At 34.4% G+C, this 17,136-nt stretch carries 16 protein-coding genes; 13 read left to right on the top strand and 3 right to left on the bottom strand.

The features are described 5' to 3' along the window. Nucleotides 1-94 precede the first annotated feature (94 nt). From ACNQGJ_RS07375 to ACNQGJ_RS07315, 13 genes are all read left to right on the top strand, one after another. The gene (locus ACNQGJ_RS07375) at nt 95-1,201 is read left to right on the top strand and encodes a carboxylate-amine ligase (RefSeq protein ID WP_417971591.1); all 1,107 of its coding nucleotides are present in this window, start codon (nt 95-97) and stop codon (nt 1,199-1,201) included. Between the two features lie 40 nt (nt 1,202-1,241). After that, the gene (locus ACNQGJ_RS07370) at nt 1,242-2,072 is read left to right on the top strand and encodes a type 1 glutamine amidotransferase (RefSeq protein WP_417971589.1); all 831 of its coding nucleotides are present in this window, start codon (nt 1,242-1,244) and stop codon (nt 2,070-2,072) included. Between the two features lie 15 nt (nt 2,073-2,087). Continuing rightward, entirely contained in the window at nt 2,088-3,278 is a 1,191-nt protein-coding gene (locus ACNQGJ_RS07365; protein WP_417971587.1) for a hypothetical protein, read from the top strand. Nucleotides 3,279-3,765: 487 nt separating this feature from the next. Continuing rightward, nucleotides 3,766-4,326, top strand: coding sequence for a gluconate 2-dehydrogenase subunit 3 family protein (locus ACNQGJ_RS07360; RefSeq protein WP_417971585.1), 561 nt, complete (start codon nt 3,766-3,768; stop codon nt 4,324-4,326). 55 nt (nt 4,327-4,381) lie between these two features. Further along, on the top strand, nt 4,382-6,085 hold the full coding sequence (locus ACNQGJ_RS07355; protein WP_417971583.1) for a GMC oxidoreductase: 1,704 nt from the start codon (nt 4,382-4,384) through the stop codon (nt 6,083-6,085). A 10-nt stretch (nt 6,086-6,095) separates the two neighbouring features. After that, complete coding sequence (locus ACNQGJ_RS07350) at nt 6,096-7,259, top strand: Gfo/Idh/MocA family protein (RefSeq protein ID WP_417971581.1); 1,164 nt, start codon at nt 6,096-6,098, stop codon at nt 7,257-7,259. 39 nt (nt 7,260-7,298) lie between these two features. Beyond that, a complete protein-coding gene (locus tag ACNQGJ_RS07345; RefSeq protein ID WP_417971579.1) occupies nt 7,299-8,351 on the top strand; it encodes a sugar phosphate isomerase/epimerase family protein in 1,053 nt (350 codons plus the stop codon). A 13-nt stretch (nt 8,352-8,364) separates the two neighbouring features. Continuing rightward, a complete protein-coding gene (locus ACNQGJ_RS07340; RefSeq protein ID WP_417971577.1) occupies nt 8,365-8,745 on the top strand; it encodes a c-type cytochrome in 381 nt (126 codons plus the stop codon). A gap of 104 nt (nt 8,746-8,849) precedes the next feature. Beyond that, nucleotides 8,850-10,307 carry a Gfo/Idh/MocA family protein gene (locus ACNQGJ_RS07335; RefSeq protein WP_417971575.1) on the top strand — a complete coding sequence of 486 codons (1,458 nt, stop codon included), beginning with the start codon at nt 8,850-8,852 and terminating at the stop codon, nt 10,305-10,307. 32 nt (nt 10,308-10,339) lie between these two features. Beyond that, complete coding sequence (locus ACNQGJ_RS07330; protein ID WP_417971573.1) at nt 10,340-11,077, top strand: 3-keto-disaccharide hydrolase; 738 nt, start codon at nt 10,340-10,342, stop codon at nt 11,075-11,077. A gap of 55 nt (nt 11,078-11,132) precedes the next feature. Then, a complete protein-coding gene (locus ACNQGJ_RS07325) occupies nt 11,133-12,371 on the top strand; it encodes a nucleoside permease (protein ID WP_417971571.1) in 1,239 nt (412 codons plus the stop codon). Between the two features lie 9 nt (nt 12,372-12,380). Continuing rightward, complete coding sequence (locus ACNQGJ_RS07320) at nt 12,381-13,274, top strand: hydroxypyruvate isomerase family protein (protein ID WP_417971569.1); 894 nt, start codon at nt 12,381-12,383, stop codon at nt 13,272-13,274. A gap of 19 nt (nt 13,275-13,293) precedes the next feature. After that, nucleotides 13,294-14,169 carry a sugar phosphate isomerase/epimerase family protein gene (locus tag ACNQGJ_RS07315; protein WP_417971567.1) on the top strand — a complete coding sequence of 292 codons (876 nt, stop codon included), beginning with the start codon at nt 13,294-13,296 and terminating at the stop codon, nt 14,167-14,169. A gap of 199 nt (nt 14,170-14,368) precedes the next feature. Here ACNQGJ_RS07315 and ACNQGJ_RS07310 read toward each other — a convergent pair whose 3' ends face one another. The 3 genes from ACNQGJ_RS07310 to ACNQGJ_RS07300 are packed head-to-tail and all read right to left on the bottom strand — an operon-like array spanning nt 14,369 to nt 17,122. Then, on the bottom strand, nt 14,369-16,024 hold the full coding sequence (locus tag ACNQGJ_RS07310) for a M1 family metallopeptidase (RefSeq protein WP_417971565.1): 1,656 nt from the start codon (nt 16,022-16,024) through the stop codon (nt 14,369-14,371). 51 nt (nt 16,025-16,075) lie between these two features. Next, nucleotides 16,076-16,756 (bottom strand): alkaline phosphatase D family protein, encoded by a 681-nt coding sequence (locus ACNQGJ_RS07305; protein ID WP_417971563.1) that lies wholly within the window; start codon nt 16,754-16,756, stop codon nt 16,076-16,078. Between the two features lie 54 nt (nt 16,757-16,810). Beyond that, a complete protein-coding gene (locus ACNQGJ_RS07300; RefSeq protein WP_417971561.1) occupies nt 16,811-17,122 on the bottom strand; it encodes a metallophosphoesterase family protein in 312 nt (103 codons plus the stop codon). Between the last annotated feature and the right edge of the window lie 14 nt (nt 17,123-17,136).

Here is a 17,136-nt window from a genome sequence, read left to right as displayed (position 1 = left end):
TCCTGAGATTTTTCAGGACAAAAAGATTGAAGCGGAAAGCGGGACACGAGCGAATCGAACTGACGAAGTAATTAGCTCCTAAAAAAATAAATTAATGAAAAAACTACCCGTTTTTACACTTGGTGTAGAAGAAGAATATCAAATTATTGATCCTGAAACAAGAGATTTGCGGTCCCATTTATCAAAAATTGTGGATGGTGCCAAAATAATTCTAAATGAGCAGGTGAAGTCCGAAATGCATCAATCAGTAGTGGAAGTGGGAACTAATATTTGCCACAGTGTTAATGATGCCAAAAATGAGATTCGATTTTTACGTTCTAAAATCGTTGAATTAGCGGACAAACAAGATCTTATTGTAGGTGGTGCCGGAACGCATCCATTTTCAAAATGGCAGGATCAACCCATAACTGACGATCCCAGATACCACGATATTGTCAACGAATTGCAGGACGCGGCTCGTTCCAATTTGATTTTTGGAATGCATTGTCACGTGGGTATTGAAAACCGTGAAATTGGTTTGCAATTGATGAATCAGGCCACGTATTTCCTGCCTCACATATTTGCCCTTTCGACAAATTCACCTTTTTGGGAAGGTAGAAAAACAGGGTATAAATCATTTAGAACCAAAGTTTTTGACAAGTTTCCAAGAACGGGTTTACCGGAATATTTTGATTCCGTAAGTTCATATGAGAATTATTTAGATACGTTAGTGAAAACAAATTGTATTGATAATCCAAAGAAAATTTGGTGGGATTTACGCTTGCATCCATTTTATAATACGATAGAATTTAGGATTTGTGATATGTGTTTGACGGTCGATGAAACGATTTGTATTGTAGCAATTATTCAAGCAATTGTAGCCAAACTCTATAAATTAAACATGAATAATACGAGTTTTAATATTTATCGATTGGCATTGATTAAGGAAAATAAATTTCGTGCTGCTCGTTATGGAATTGATAATACTATGATTGATTTTGGATTGCAAAAAGAAGTGGAAACCAAAATGCTAATTTTGGAATTATTAGATTTTATTGATGATGTAGTGGACGAGTTGGGTAGCCGTGAGGATATTAATTATGTACATGAAATTTTGAAAAATGGAACTGGAGCCGACAAACAATTAACCGTTTTTGAAGAAACAGAGGATCTTTGCAAAGTGGTAGATTTTATAACTGGCGAATTTACAAAGGGATTGTAAAATATAAATTATCTTTGCACATTGTTTTTTAAAAATAGTTATGCCAAATAAAATTATAAAAATAGCACTTTTAGACATGTACAAAGGAGAACCTAATCAGGGGATGCGTTGTATTATTGATATTGTAAACAGGTTTAGTCCTGTCGTTAGTTTTGAAATATTCGATGTTCGGGTGAAATGTGAATTGCCGGACATTAACAAATTCGATATTTATATTTCCACCGGAGGTCCTGGAAATCCAATGATTGGCGATGGAAATTGGGATGTGAAGTATTATGCATTTATTGATTCGTTGACTAAATGGAATACTGAAAATGCGGTTAAAAAGCATGTACTGTTCATCTGTCATTCTTTTCAAATGGCGTGTTTACATTTTGGGTTGGCCACAGTGACTCGAAGAAATGACACCTCTTTTGGTGTAATGACCATTCATAAAACCAAAGAAGGGCTCAAAGATCCTTTATTTGCAGGACTCGCAGATCCTTTTTACGGAATTGATTCCAGAGATTACCAAGTCGTACAACCAAAACTTAGTGTTTTTGCTAAAAAAGGAGCTAAAATTATTTCATTGGAGAAAATTAGAGATCATGTTCAATACGAACGTGCAATAATGGCAGTTCGTTTTACGGATTATTTTGTAGGGACTCAATTCCATCCCGAAGCTGATCCAATAAGCTTTGTAGCACATTTAAGAAACAAACAGGCGAAAGAAAAAATTAGGGCTATGAAAGGAAAAAAGAAGTTTAGAAACATGCTGGAAGATTTATTAGATGATGATAAAATTTACCGAACGAATGAAACCTTGATTCCAAACTTTCTAAGATCTGCTATTAATGACTTGATGAAAACCAAAAAAATGCTTTCTAACTAATAAATTCATTTCGAGATGATTTCAAAATATCGGGAGTTATTTAATGCTCAATTTACAGCCACTAAATATCAGGAATTTAAAGATGATATTGCTTCTGATTTTGATTATTTGCCTACTTTTCGAGTAGCTGAAACTCCATTTTTTATTTCAAATGAACTAAAAACACAATTGATTGAAGGCTGTAATGAACTTATAGCTTTTATTCAAAACGAAGACTTTAAAGATCTCACAAATAAATCATTAGAACTAAATAATAAGGTTCCGAATGAAGATAATCATACTACTTTTCTAGCAATTGATTTTGGGATTTGTGAAGAAGATGGGCTAATTATTCCCAAATTAATTGAAGTGCAAGGATTTCCTTCTTTGTATAATTATCAGATAAATTTGTATGAAAAATTCAAGAATCATTACCCTTTTCTAAATGAATTAACCCCGTTTATCACCAGTATTGAACCACAAGAATATCATGATATTCTAGAAGAAGCGATTTGTAACAAGCATCCAAAAGAAAATGTTATTCTCCTAGAAATTGAGCCCGAAAAACAAAACACCAAGATTGATTTTTATTATTGCCAAAGAGATATTGGCATACCGATAGTTTGCGTTACTGAACTCATAAAGAAAGGCAAACAACTATTTTATAAAAACGAAAAAGACGAAGAAATTCGGGTTAAAAGAATTTATAATCGGGTGATTTTTGATGAATTGGATTTGCGAACTGATTTAAATTTAAACTTTCATTTCTCAGATGAACTTGATGTAGAATGGGCTGGACATCCCAACTGGTTTTTTAGAATCAGTAAATTTATTCTACCTTTCTTGAAAGGCCAATATTTCATTGAAACTACATTATTGAGTGAACTCAAAGAAATTCCTCTTGATTTAGAAAATTATGTTTTAAAACCGCTCTTTTCTTTTTCGGGAACAGGAGTTATTTTTCATGTAACAAAAGAGGATATTGAAGCTGTTGTCGAAAAAGAACTTTATATACTTCAAAAAAAGGTTAATTACCTACCTATCGTACAATCCCCGGATGGAAAAGTAAAAACCGAAGTCCGCGTTCTTTGTGTTTGGAAAAAGGAAGATGCTGCTCCTACTCTACTTTGTAACTTAGTCCGATTGAGTCGTGGTGAAATGATAGGTGTAAAATTTAATCGTGACAAAGATTGGGTTGGCGGAACATTTGGTTTATTTGAAAGGTAACTTCTTTTTATTACATCAAGTTATAACGTTCCTATTTGTAGTTCTCTTTTTTTATCTCTAATTTTAGGTTTTAAATTAACTATTTAATCTTGTTGCATTAAACGCTTCTTATTGTTGGTGCTATTTAAAATTAAAATGGACCAATTAAAATTCATTTTTAAGTTTAATTTTTCGTTATAATGTCATTTTAACGCATTGAAATTTCTTAAAATGGAAATTGAATGAAATCTTATAGGTTATAACTGATTAAATTAAACAAAAAACAATAAAATAAAGGATTTTTAACCCTCCACTACCTTTTTTTTTTGTCGTTATAGTAGATTTCAGATGGTGTTTAATGAATTTTATAAAGCGATTCCCTTAATAATTTGAAATATATGGAATTATTCAATAATTTAACATAAAAAAAATTAAGCTATTTTTTTTTTCTTTATTATTGTAAAGTTATAATAATTTAAAAATAATAAATAATTTTAATAATTAACAAATGAATAGAAGAGAAGCACTTAAAAGCGTTGCGTTTTTGATGGGAAGCGCAATCTCAGCAACTACAATGGGCGTTTTATTTGAAAGTTTTACTTTGCCTGAAAAAGAAAAGAATCGAGTATTTTTTTCGGCTTCGGATGAGGAAGTTTTAGCTGAGTTTGCCGATATCATTTTGCCGACGACAGCATCTTCACCAGGAGCTAAAGCAGCAGGACTTGGCGCTTTTATTCCAATGATGATTAAAGATTGTTATCCTGCAGTACTACAGGAAAAGTTTGCTTCAGGAATGAAAGAGATGCAAGCAAAATGTTTGAAAGATTTTAGTAAAGATTTCTTGGCAATGTCAATTGAAGAACGTCAGAAAGTAATGGGAGCTTTAAAAGAGGAAACAATTGCGAATAAAAAAGCGCCTTCTTTCTTTTTGATTGCTAGAGACTTAACGTTGCTAGGCTATTATTCTTCAGAGATTGGTTGTACACAAGCACGTGAATACCTTCCTGTTCCGGGAAGATATGATGGAAGTGCTGAATATAAACCTGGACAAAAAGCTTGGGCTACCTAATCGGTGATGAAGCCTTTTGTCTGATACTATTTTATTAAATAAAAAACACTTACACGTGAATATAAATACAAATTTAAAAGAGGAAAATACATATGATGCTATTGTAATAGGATCAGGAATTAGCGGTGGCTGGGCAGCAAAAGAACTTACCGAAAAAGGTTTGAAAGTTTTGATGTTAGAACGCGGAATGAACATTGAGCACATTAAAGATTATGAATCTGCAATGCAAGCTCCTTGGGAAATGCAGCATGCAGGTAACCTTACTGAAGAACAAAAAAGGACACATCCTGTACAAACGCGTGATTATCCGTATAATGAAGCTACCGAAAAATGGTGGGTTAATGATTTAGAATGCCCTTATACTGAAGACAAACGTTTTGATTGGTACAGAGGATTTCATGTGGGAGGAAAATCGTTAATGTGGGGACGTCAAAGTTACCGTTTTAGTGACCATAATTTTGAAGACAACATTAAAGATGGTCATGGTAATGACTGGCCTATTCGCTATAAAGATATTACTAAATGGTATGATTATGTTGAAAAATTCGTTGGAATAAGTGGACAAGCTGAAAACTGGCCTCTTTTACCAGACGGAAAATTTTTGCCTCCGATGGATTTAAATTGTGTTGAAAAATCAGTTAAGGAAAGATTAGAAAAGCATTATAACAAAACACGTATTTTAACGATTGGGCGTACCGCTAACTTAACTGTGCCTCATAACGGTCGTGGAAGTTGTCAATACAGAAATTTATGTAGCCGTGGTTGTCCATTTGGTGCCTATTTCAGTACACAATCATCTACATTACCAGCAGCTATGGCTACTAATAGATTGACAGTAAGACCTTACTCCATTGTAAATCATATTATTTATGATAAAGATACCAAAAAGGCAAAAGGGGTAATGGTTATCGATGCAGAAACAAATGAAACTATGGAGTTTTATGCTAAAATTGTATTTGTAAACGGTTCCACTTTAGGATCAACATTCATCTTATTAAATTCCACTTCAGAAGCCCATCCGGAAGGAATGGGAAATGCCAGCGGTCAACTGGGACATAATTTAATGGACCATCATTTCCGTTGTGGTGCTGAAGGAACTGCCGAAGGTTTTGAAGATAAATACACTTACGGAAGACGAGCCAACGGAATTTATATTCCAAGATACCAGAATGTCGGCGGTGATAAACGAGATTATTTAAGAGGATTTGGTTACCAAGGAGGTGCCAGTAGAGGTTTATGGCATAAGGAAGTTGCTGAATTAGCTTTTGGTGGTGATTTCAAAGATACTATGTCTTTACCTGCCGATTCATGGAGTATGGGATTGGGCGGATTTGGAGAAATGTTGCCTTACTATGAGAACAAAGTCTATATCGATCATACAAAGAAAGACAAATGGGGACAACCTATTTTGGCTATTGATTGTGAATACAAAGAAAATGAAGCTAAAATGCGGGAAGACATGATGTATGATGCTGCCGAAATGCTTGAAGCTTCTGGAATCAAAAATGTAAGAACCTATGATAACGATTGTTATCCTGGAATGGCTATACACGAAATGGGTACTGCCAGAATGGGTAATGATCCTAAGGATTCAGTTTTAAATAAATGGAATCAAATGCATGAAGTTAGTAATGTATTTGTTACCGATGGTTCTTGTATGCCTTCCATCGCTTGTCAAAATCCATCATTAACATTTATGGCTTTAACGGCACGCGCTTGCGATTATGCAGTAAAAGAATTAAAAAAAGGAAATATTTAGGTTCATCATTATGAGAAAATTAAGAATGGGAATGGTCGGTGGTGGCCAAGATGCGTTTATAGGTGCAATTCACCGATTAGCTGCCAATATGGATGGACTAATTGAATTAAGTTGTGGTGCACTGAGCATAAAACCAGAAACAGCAATAGCCTCTGGTAAAGCCTTGTTTCTTCCAGAATCAAGAACGTATTTAACCTATGACGAAATGATTAAAGCAGAAGCGGCTTTGCCTGCTGACGAAAGGATCGATTTTGTTACTATTGTTACACCAAATTTTGCCCATTTTGCACCTGCTATGATGGCTTTAGATTATGGTTTTAACGTTGTTATCGAAAAACCAATGACTTTTTCACTGGAAGAAGCAAAACTATTGAAACAAAAAGTAGAAGAAACAGGATTAATACTTTGTATAACGCATACTTATTCCGGATATCCAATGGTCAAACAAGCGAAAGCTATGGTCACAGAAGGAAAACTGGGTAAGATCAGAAAAGTTTGGGTAGAGTATCCACAAGGTTGGTTGAGTAAACTTTCCGAAAGAGAAGGTAATGCGCAAGCCGCTTGGAGAACTGATCCTACTAAATCCGGTAAAAGTTCAGTAATGGGTGACATTGGAACGCATGCGGCACATTTAGCTGAATATATTACTGGCGCTAAAATTACAGACGTATGTGCAGAATTGAACACCCTCGTTGAAGGCCGCGTAATGGATGATGATGGTGCAGTACTACTAAAGTTTGACAATGGAGCAAAAGGAGTTTTAATGGCTTCACAAGTAGCTGCCGGAGAAGAAAATGCTTTGAAAATCAGAATCTATGGTGAAAAAGGTGGGATTGAATGGTTGCAACATGATCCAAACACTTTAACGGTTAGGTGGTTAGACGAACCAGCTCAAATATTAAGAGCGGGATCTAATTATGGAGCTCATTTATCTTCATTTGCAACACATAATTGCCGTACTCCAGGCGGACATCCAGAAGGTTATTTAGAAGCCTTTGCTAATATTTACCGCAACTTTGCCTTAACGCTCAACTGCAAATTAGATGGTACAACACCTACTCCTGAAATGTTAGACTTTCCTTCTGTTGAAGATGGATTGAGAGGAATGGCATTTATTGATAACGTAGTAGCATCATCTCAATCTGATAAAAAATGGACTCCTTACGTTTTATAATAAAGTAGGAATTCACAAAAGTTTTAGACAAAATATAATATGACAACAATACAAGGTCCAGCAGTATTTTTAGCCCAATTTATAAGTAATGAAGCGCCTTTTAATTCCTTAGATGGGATTTGTAAGTGGGCCGCTGATTTGGGTTTTAAAGGTATTCAAATGCCAACATTAGATACCCGTTTCATTGATCTACAAAAAGCCGCCGAAAGTAAAACCTATGCCGATGAACTTAAAGGTACCATTGCTTCTTATGGATTAGAAATTACAGAATTATCCACGCATTTACAAGGTCAGTTAGTCGCAGTTCATCCTGCTTATGATGACTTTTTTGATGCATTTGCGCCGGCAAATGTACATGGTAATCCTAAAGCAAGACAACAATGGGCTGTTCAACAATTAAAATATGCGGCAAAAGCATCCCAAAATTTAGGCCTAAATGCACATGCAACGTTCAGTGGATCTTTGCTTTGGCAATATTTTCACCCATGGCCACAAAGACCTCCGGGCTTAGTTGAAGACGGTTTTGCTGAATTGGCAAAACGCTGGTTACCAATTTTAAATGAGTTTGATGAAAATGGGGTCGATCTTTGTTATGAAATACATCCTGGCGAAGATTTGTTTGATGGGGAAACCTATGAAATGTTTTTAAAGGCGGTAAATAATCATTCCAGAGCTTGTTTGCTTTATGATCCTTCCCATTTTGTATTACAGCAATTAGATTACATTCAATACATTGATTTTTATCACGAGAGGATTAAAGCTTTTCACGTAAAAGATGCCGAGTTTAACCCTACAGGAAAGCAAGGGACTTTTGGAGGATATCAAAGTTGGGTAAACCGTGCGGGACGTTATCGTTCCCCTGGAGATGGTCAAATTGATTTTAAAACTATTTTCAGCAAACTGGCACAATATGATTTTAAAGGCTGGGCCGTTATGGAATGGGAATGTTGCATTAAAAATCAAGAAGATGGTGCCCGAGAAGGCGCTGCATTTATAAAAAATCATATCATAAAAGTTACTGACAAAGCATTCGATGATTTTGCCGCTGTTGAAACAAATAAAGCTTTTAACAAAAAAAACTTAGGATTATAAAACTTAAATATAAATGAAAATGAAATTAAAATATTTGCTTTTTGGGGTTGCTTTAATTAGCTTAACCTCATTTTCTAATGATAATTTAGACACAAAATATATTAAAGCTACTAAAAAAACAACCGCCATTTTTCAAACATCGGATGGTGAAAAATTAATCGCTAAATCGGATTGTGTTGGATGTCATAAACTGGACAAGAAACTAATAGGTCCCTCCTATTTAGATATTGCAAAAAAATATCCTTCGAACGATAAAAATATTGCTTATTTATCTGGTAAAATAATAAAAGGTGGTTCGGGAGTTTGGGGAACACTACCTATGTCTGCACATGCATCGCTTAAAAAGAATGATGCAAATTCTATGGTAAAGTATATTTTATCCCTAAAAAAATAAATCAAAAGGCACTTTTAAATATTCCATATAATTTTAGAATGCCGAAAATAAAGTCACGATGTGACACAATTTTATTGCTATTAACTAAACTAGATTAAAAATAAATGAAACAAGAAGAAGAAGAAAATAAGAACACAAATAACCGTCGTGATTTTATAAAAACAACAGCTATAGCTGCCGCAGCTTTTATGATTGTCCCACGACATGTTTTAGGAAGAGGATTCGTTGCACCAAGCGATCGTTTATCAATAGCCAGTATTGGCGTTGGAGGAAAAGGTAAATCTGATATCGCTATGTTTGCCAACAGTGGTAAAGCTGATATTTCTTTTTTATGTGATGTGGATACCAGAAGAGCCGCTGCAAGTGTAAATGCATTTCCTAAAGCTAAATTTTACACCGATTGGCGCGAAATGTTAGACAAAGAACATAAAAATTTCGATGCAGTTTCTGTTTCAACTCCGGACCATAACCATGCTATTCAAGCGCTTGCTGCTATGCAATTAGGGAAACATGTATATGTTCAAAAACCTATGGCACATGATATTTACGAAGCTCGTATTTTGACAAATGCGGCCAAAAAATATAAGGTGGTTACCCAAATGGGAAATCAAGGTTCTTCAAATGATGGTACTCGAATAATGAAAGAATGGTATGATGCGGGTCTAATAGGCGATGTTCATACGATACATGCATGGACAGACCGCCCGGTTTGGCCGCAAGGTATTCCGTGGTCTGCCAATAAAGCCGCCGTTCCAAGTGAATTAAATTGGGATTTGTGGTTGGGAACTGCTCCTTACAAAGAGTATGTAAATAAATTAGTGCCCTTCAACTGGCGAGGATGGTGGGATTATGGCACTGGTGCTTTAGGAGATATGGGTTGTCACCTACTAGAAGCTCCTTTTAGTGTATTAAACTTAAAATACGCTAAAGATGTACAATGTAGTGTAGGTTCTGTATATGTAGATGAATTTCAAAGAGGGTATTTTCCGGAGAGTTGTCCACCTTCTAGTCATGTTACATTAACTTTTCCAAAAACTGATAAAACAAATGGTGACATAGCTGTGCACTGGATGGATGGAGGAATCCAACCTGAAAGACCTTCTGAATTAGGTTCAAATGAAATCTTTGGAGATGGTGGAAATGGAACATTGTTCACAGGTACGAAAGGAAAAATGATGTGTGACACCTATGGTTTAAATCCTCGTTTGCTTCCTCTAAGTAAAAATGAAAATTTACAAGTTGCTCAAAAATATGCAAGAGTGATCGATGGTTCCGAAGGACATTACAAGCAATGGGTCGAAGCTGCAATTGCAGGTTATGGAAAAAAAGAGTTAAGTTCTCCTTTTGAAATTGCCGGTCCATTAACAGAAGCATTATTGATGGCAAATCTTGCTATCAGAGGATATGATGTAATGAGAGAAGAGCTTGGAGAAGAAGTGTATCCAGGCCGTTCAGCAAAATTACTATGGGATAATGATGCCATGAGAATAACCAATTTTGACGAAGTTAATCAATTTGTGAAACGGGACTATCGCCAAGGTTGGAAAGCTTTAACTTTATAAACAAGATTACCTAATAATTTAAAAACTTAAAAATGATTAAAAATATTTGTACTTTATTAATTATTATACTAATGATTCAAACCGCAAATGCACAACAAGCACCAATAGCCAGAGGATTTAAATCAATATTTGACGGACAATCAACATCAGGATGGCACAGTTACGGAAAAACAACTGCGGGATCGGGTTGGAAAGTTGAAGATGGTGTGTTGCATTTTGATCCTACTGCGGCCAAAAACGGTCAAGGCGGTGATCTTGTAACGGATGCAGAATATACGAATTTTCATTTAAAATTAGAATGGAAAGTGGCTGCAAATGCAAATAGTGGGATTATTTTCTATGTCAAAGAGGATTTGGCAAAATTCAAAAATACCTATGAAACAGGTTTAGAAATGCAAGTATTAGATAATGAGAATCACCCTGATGGAAAAATTGAAAAACACCGTTCAGGAGATTTGTATGATTTAGTAAAAAGTACTTCAGAGCCTGTTAAACCTGTTGGAGAATGGAATGCTGTTGATGTTGTATGTAAATTCGGAAAACTGACAATGTTACTGAATGGAGTAAAAGTAGTTGAAACTACACTCTGGGATGCTGATTTTAAAACATTGGTAGCAGGTAGTAAATTTGCTTCTTGGCCTGGTTTTGCTGCATTCAAAAAAGGTAAAATTGCACTACAAGATCACGGAAATAACGTATGGTTTAGAAACATTCAGATAAAAGAATGGAATACTATGAAAATTACAACTGGATGTGAGGCCGGAATGTAATACACTGGTCAACATTAAAAATTAACTAAAACCAAAAAAATAAACCAATTAACCAATGAATAGCACGATCCGAATTAAATTATCCATCATGATGTTCCTAGAATTTTTTATCTGGGGCGCATGGTTTGTAACCCTTGGTACATTTCTAGGGAATAATCTTAAAGCATCTGGATCAGAAACTGCCGCAATTTTTTCTACACAATCATGGGGAGCAATTATTGCACCTTTTATTATAGGTTTAATCGCTGACCGTTATTTTAATGCGGAGAAAATTTTAGGAATACTTCATCTTATTGGAGCGTTTTTAATGTATCAAATGTATCAGTCGGAAGAGGTTGGGATGTTTTATACTTACGTTCTGAGTTACATGATTTTATACATGCCAACATTAGCATTAGTCAATTCAGTTTCTTTTAATCAAATGAAAGATCCCGAGAAAGAGTTTGCAAATATTAGAGTTTGGGGAACAATTGGCTGGATTTTAGCCGGATTGTCTATTAGTTTTATATTTCATTGGGATTCTGCGGAAGCAATTTCTGAAGGATTTCTTAAAAACACGTTCCTTTTAGCAGGAATAGCCGCTTTCATTTTAGGAGTATTTAGTTTTTCATTACCAAAAACGCCACCAAAAGTGAGTGGCGAGAAAATAAAAATAGGAGATATTATTGGTCTTGATGCTTTAAAGTTGCTTAAAGATAAAAACTTCGCTATCTTTTTTATATCCTCAATCCTGATTTGTATTCCTCTTGCCTTCTATTACCAAAATGCACATCCTTTTTTGACACAAGCAGGTGTTGAAAATCCAACGGGGAAAATGGCAATAGGTCAAATATCTGAAGCCTTATTCTTATTATTAATTCCGGTATTTTTTACCCGTTTTGGTTTCAAGAAAACGATTTTGATCGGTATGCTTGCATGGGCAATTCGCTACGTTTTATTCGCTTATGGTAATGGCGGAGATTTAAGCTTCATGCTTATTATAGGTATTGCTTTACACGGTATTTGTTATGATTTTTTCTTTGTATCAGGTCAAATTTATACCAACTCAAAAGCGGGAGAACAATATAAAAGTGCCGCTCAAGGTTTAATCACATTAGCAACTTATGGAGTTGGTATGTTGATTGGTTTTGCTGTTGCAGGTTGGATCACAGATAATTATAAAATGGTTGATGGAGCAATAAATTGGGAAATGGTTTGGATAATTCCTGCCGGAATTGCGTTTGCTGTTTTCTTACTTTTTGCACTTTTATTTAATGAAAAAAACAAAGTAGAAAAATCCACTTCCGCTGTATAAAAATTAAAAATGAGTACTAATTTAAATAGAAGATCTGCCATAAAAGGAATAGTAGCCGGAACAGTTGCAATGGGAATTCCTTCTGGATTTTCTGCTTTGGCTATGCCAAAAAAGGAAACAGAAACACAATTGGGTAAATTGAAAGGAAATATAAATCACTCCGTTTCTCGGTGGTGTTTTAATGACATAGATTTAGATACTCTGTGCATCGAATCAAAAAAAATGGGAATTACTGGGATTGATTTAGTGGGTCCTAAAGATTGGCCAACCTTGAAGAAATATGATCTTGTTTCTACCATGTGCAACGGTGCGGAGATTAATTTGGTGGATGGTTTCAATGATATTAAATTTCATGAGACACTCTTAAAAAATTATATCGAAATGATTCCGCTGGTTGCCAAAGCCGGTTATAAAAACCTAATTTGCTTTAGCGGAAGCCGAAGAGGAATAACTGATGAAGAAGGTTGGAACAATTGTGTTATTGGTTTGCAAAAACTAATTCCATTGGCTGAAAAACATAATGTGATTCTAGTAATGGAATTGCTAAACAGCAAAATTGATCATAAAGATTACCAATGTGACAGAACATCCTGGGGAGTAGAATTAGCAAAACGCTTGAATTCTGAAAACTTTAAACTTCTGTACGATATTTATCACATGCAAATTGATGAAGGTGACGTGATTAGAAACATAAGAGACAATCATCAGTATATTGCACATTATCATACGGCCGGCGTTCCTGGACGAAATGAAATTGATGATACACAAGAATTAAATTATGAGGCAATAATGAAAGCAATTGCAAAAACTGGTTTTAAAGGTTATGTAGGACAAGAATTTGTACCTAAAAACCCGGACAAACTAGCTTCTTTGAAGCAGGCTATTGCAATTTGTGATATTTAACTAATCTAAAAAATAAACCATGATAAAAAGAAGAGAATTTTTAATTAATGCTAGTTTAGCGTTAGGCGCATTAGCCATTGCTCCTTCATTTGCTTTTGACTCTAAAAGAAGAGCCATAGGAATTCAATTATATACACTTCGGGATACGTTACCAAAAGATGTTAAAGGCGTTTTGACTCAAGTTGGAAAAGCTGGATTTACAGAAGTAGAAACTTTTGGTTATTCAGTTGATAAAGGCTTTTTTGGAACTTCAGTACGTGATTTTAAATCGATGCTTGACGATAATGGTTTAAAAGCTACAAGTAATCATTTTGATTTCAATTCGATGATCAAAAATGGTTCCACTGATCTTGTAAAATCATATGTTGAAACAGCAAATCAATTAGGAAGTGAATATGTGACGGTGCCATATATCGTTTCAGAATTGCGCGGAACTACTGGTGATGCCTATAAAAAATTAGCCTTGCAAATTAATAAAGTAGGAGAACTTTGTAAAGCAGGAGGTTTGAAATTAGCCTATCACAATCATGATTTCGAATTCACAAAATTTGGTTTAACCAATGGATATGAGATTTTATTAAATGAAACTGATAAAAACTTAGTTGATTTTGAAATGGATTTATACTGGGTAGTACGCTCTGGAAATGATCCGCTGCAATTATTCAAAAAATATCCGGGACGTTTTTCAATGTGGCATGTAAAGGATATGGATAAAAGTAATCCAGATTGGAATGCAGAAATAGGAACTGGATCAATTGACTTCAAATCGATTTTTGCTCAAGCTGAACTTGCTGGAATGAAACGTTTCTTTTTGGAGCACGAATCAAACTATAAACCAAATCCAATAGAATCTGCGGTAACAAGTTTTAATTACATTAAGAAAAATTTAATCTAAGTTGGTTTTTTTTAAATAATTATAAAAAAGGGATATATTAAATATCCCTTTTTTTATTTATACTTCCCATCGCTTAATAATTTTTTACGCAACGCACTCATTTCTGTGGTTTTATTTTTTTTAGGAAAACCATAAAAGTTTTCATTCTTTCTTTAAAATTGAACATACCATCATAAAATTCAGGTCTTAATTTTTGGATTTACTCCGTTATATTAAAACTGGCGACGTAAAAGTTTTTGTCTATTTCTAATTTTGAATTTTCAGTATTTGCTGGAACACTCTTCCATTTTATTTCCGGTTGCAACAATTCTTCTTTTCCGTTCAGCATTACTTTCACAGGCATATTAAAACCAGCTACACAATTTGTCCAGCGGTACCCCAGCTGATTATCCTTGAAAAAATATTCCAGTGTAGGTATTCTGGTGTCTCTTAAATACTGATTAAAAACTGTCGATAAATCGATTCCAACTTGCTGACTTAAATAATCTTCAATTTGTTTTGTAGTTACGGTTTGATGATAAAAAGTACTGTTCAAACCTCTTAAAATTCCTTTCCATTTCTCATCATTATTTACTATTTGACGTAATGTGTGCAACATGTTCGCTCCTTTTGAATACATATCCCCCGATCCTTCATTGTTAACACCGTAGTTTCCAATAATAGGTTTGTCATTGTTTATTCCTTTTCTGGTTCCTCTAACATATTCAAATCCAGCATCTTTTCCATAGTAAAATTCGACAAAAAGACTTTCGGAATAGTTTGTAAAACTTTCGTGAATCCACATATCAGCAATATCCTTATACGTAATATTATTTGCAAACCACTCATGTCCAGATTCATGAATAATAATAAAATCAAATTTTAATCCCCAACCCGTTCCGCTTAAGTCCCTGCCTCGGTAGCCGTTTTGAAAACCATTTCCGTACGTTACACTACTTTGATGTTCCATTCCTAAATACGGAGCTTCAACCAATTTGTAACTGTCTTCATAAAATGGATAAGGACCAAACCAATGTTCAAAAGCCTTTAGCATTCTTGGAACATCTTGAAATTGTTTTTTGGCTTTCGCCAAATTGTCTCTCAAAACATAATAGTTGCAATCTAAATTGCCTTTTTCTCCCTTATATTTTTCTGAAAATGAAACATAATCTCCTATGTTTATATTTACACCATAATTATTGATTGGATTTGAGACATACCAATTAAAGGTTTTTGTTCCGTCTTTTAAGTTGGTAACGCTTTTTAAACGGCCATTGGACACATCCGTCAAATTTTTCGGAACATTTACACTAATCAACATAGCATCCACTTCATCATACATATGATCTTTATTTGGCCACCAAACACTGGCTCCCAATCCTTGACAAGAAGAAGCAATAAATGGATTGCCATTACTATCTTTTTTCCAAGTGATTCCTCCATCCCAAGGTGGATTTACAGCAACTTTTGGTTTTCCCCCGTAATGTATAGTCAGTTCTTTTATTGCACCTTTTGTTTGAAGAGCAATTAATTCAATAAAAAATGCATTTCCTTCCCTTCTATATTTTAAAGTTTTACCATCTTGAATGACTTTAAAAATTTCCATAGGATTTTGTAAGTCAATTTGCATCGTGCTATACTCCTGAAGAACTTTATATTTTATTGTATTAGAGCCTGTAATTGTGCTATCTGCAGGATTTACTTTAATATTGAGATGGTAAAATTTTACATCCCACCACACTCTTTCTTTTGTGATGCTCCCGCGCAAAGTATCTTGTCTCGTGAATATTTGCGCTGATTTATTTAATAAACCTTGTGCAGTTATACCATTAAAAAATAGAAACATAATCAAAATAACACCTAACTTTTTTTTCATAATTAATCATTTTAAGCAAAAATAAACTTTATAAATATAGCATTCTAAAAATCATTTTTTAGAATATATTTGGACATATTGTTGTAATAATCTATTTTCTTTTCCACGAATTTCCATTATCACTTTATTGTTTTTAAAATCAAATTTTAAAAGTCCAAAGTTCAGCTCTTTAACTACTTCCCCTTTAACATACGGGTTTTCTTCCCCTGAAAAAGAAGCGTACGTATGAGTCAATCCACTTGAAGTAAAATCTATTAACGGATAGGGTAAACCTGCGACATTTTTAGTAGAAAAAGTTGCTATGTGGCGATCTCCAGAAATTATAAAAGTGCCTTTTGCTTTCGTCGAGACAATCAGTTTCTCTAGTTTTTCTATTTCATGAGGAAAATTTCCCCATGCTTCAAATCCGTGTTTACCAGATAAAAACTGAATGCTGCTGACGATCACATTAAATTGTGCTTTGGAATTGCTAAGTTCTTTTTTCAGCCATGTCCATTGCTCCTTCCCTAAAATAGTACCTTCACCATATTTATTGGGTTTAAAACGCTTATTTAAATCGGTGGCTTTGGTCAGTGCCGTTCTAAAAAAACGGGAATCCAATACAATGACTTTTATTTTATTGCCATTTACAACAATAGTTTTAGCGGTATAAACTCCATCTCTTTTTCGCTCTGAAGCATTCCTTGGAGTCTCTAAGAAATCTAATAATAATTGTTGGCTTTTTCTTTTCAAAGGATATTCTTCCCCACCATCATTAGCGCCATAATCGTGATCATCCCATGTTCCTTATATTGTTTTGTCTACAATAAACTTGAGATAATCAGGATCTTGTTTCTGAATTTCATAATTACTTTGAAGAAGATTCATATCTTCAGTATCTGAATATACATTATCACCTCCCCAAATCCAAACTGATGGATAATTTTTGTCTATCGCGGGCCACAGTTCATTTTTAATCTTCTGGTTATCGCAGGAACCAAAAGCAATGGTGTAATATTCATTTTGAGCCGGTTTTTGAGACTCAATTAAACTGGCGTTATCATACGATTTACAACTAATTATTGCTAATAAGCTACATATCAAAATTATTTTTTTCATGAGAGAGAGATAGA

Source organism: Flavobacterium cryophilum (genome assembly GCF_048286555.1).
In the GTDB taxonomy this organism is placed as follows: Bacteria; Bacteroidota; Bacteroidia; order Flavobacteriales; family Flavobacteriaceae; genus Flavobacterium.
This window is presented reverse-complemented; position numbering and strand designations above follow the sequence as displayed.

Coding starts and splice junctions, on each gene's coding strand:
- ACNQGJ_RS07375 (WP_417971591.1), top strand. CDS start 95: ATGAAAAAACTACCCGTTTTTACACTTGGTGTAGAAGAAGAATATCAA.
- ACNQGJ_RS07370 (WP_417971589.1), top strand. CDS start 1,242: ATGCCAAATAAAATTATAAAAATAGCACTTTTAGACATGTACAAAGGA.
- ACNQGJ_RS07365 (WP_417971587.1), top strand. CDS start 2,088: ATGATTTCAAAATATCGGGAGTTATTTAATGCTCAATTTACAGCCACT.
- ACNQGJ_RS07360 (WP_417971585.1), top strand. CDS start 3,766: ATGAATAGAAGAGAAGCACTTAAAAGCGTTGCGTTTTTGATGGGAAGC.
- ACNQGJ_RS07350 (WP_417971581.1), top strand. CDS start 6,096: ATGAGAAAATTAAGAATGGGAATGGTCGGTGGTGGCCAAGATGCGTTT.
- ACNQGJ_RS07345 (WP_417971579.1), top strand. CDS start 7,299: ATGACAACAATACAAGGTCCAGCAGTATTTTTAGCCCAATTTATAAGT.
- ACNQGJ_RS07340 (WP_417971577.1), top strand. CDS start 8,365: ATGAAAATGAAATTAAAATATTTGCTTTTTGGGGTTGCTTTAATTAGC.
- ACNQGJ_RS07335 (WP_417971575.1), top strand. CDS start 8,850: ATGAAACAAGAAGAAGAAGAAAATAAGAACACAAATAACCGTCGTGAT.
- ACNQGJ_RS07330 (WP_417971573.1), top strand. CDS start 10,340: ATGATTAAAAATATTTGTACTTTATTAATTATTATACTAATGATTCAA.
- ACNQGJ_RS07325 (WP_417971571.1), top strand. CDS start 11,133: ATGAATAGCACGATCCGAATTAAATTATCCATCATGATGTTCCTAGAA.
- ACNQGJ_RS07320 (WP_417971569.1), top strand. CDS start 12,381: ATGAGTACTAATTTAAATAGAAGATCTGCCATAAAAGGAATAGTAGCC.
- ACNQGJ_RS07315 (WP_417971567.1), top strand. CDS start 13,294: ATGATAAAAAGAAGAGAATTTTTAATTAATGCTAGTTTAGCGTTAGGC.
- ACNQGJ_RS07310 (WP_417971565.1), bottom strand. CDS start 16,024: ATGAAAAAAAAGTTAGGTGTTATTTTGATTATGTTTCTATTTTTTAAT.
- ACNQGJ_RS07300 (WP_417971561.1), bottom strand. CDS start 17,122: ATGAAAAAAATAATTTTGATATGTAGCTTATTAGCAATAATTAGTTGT.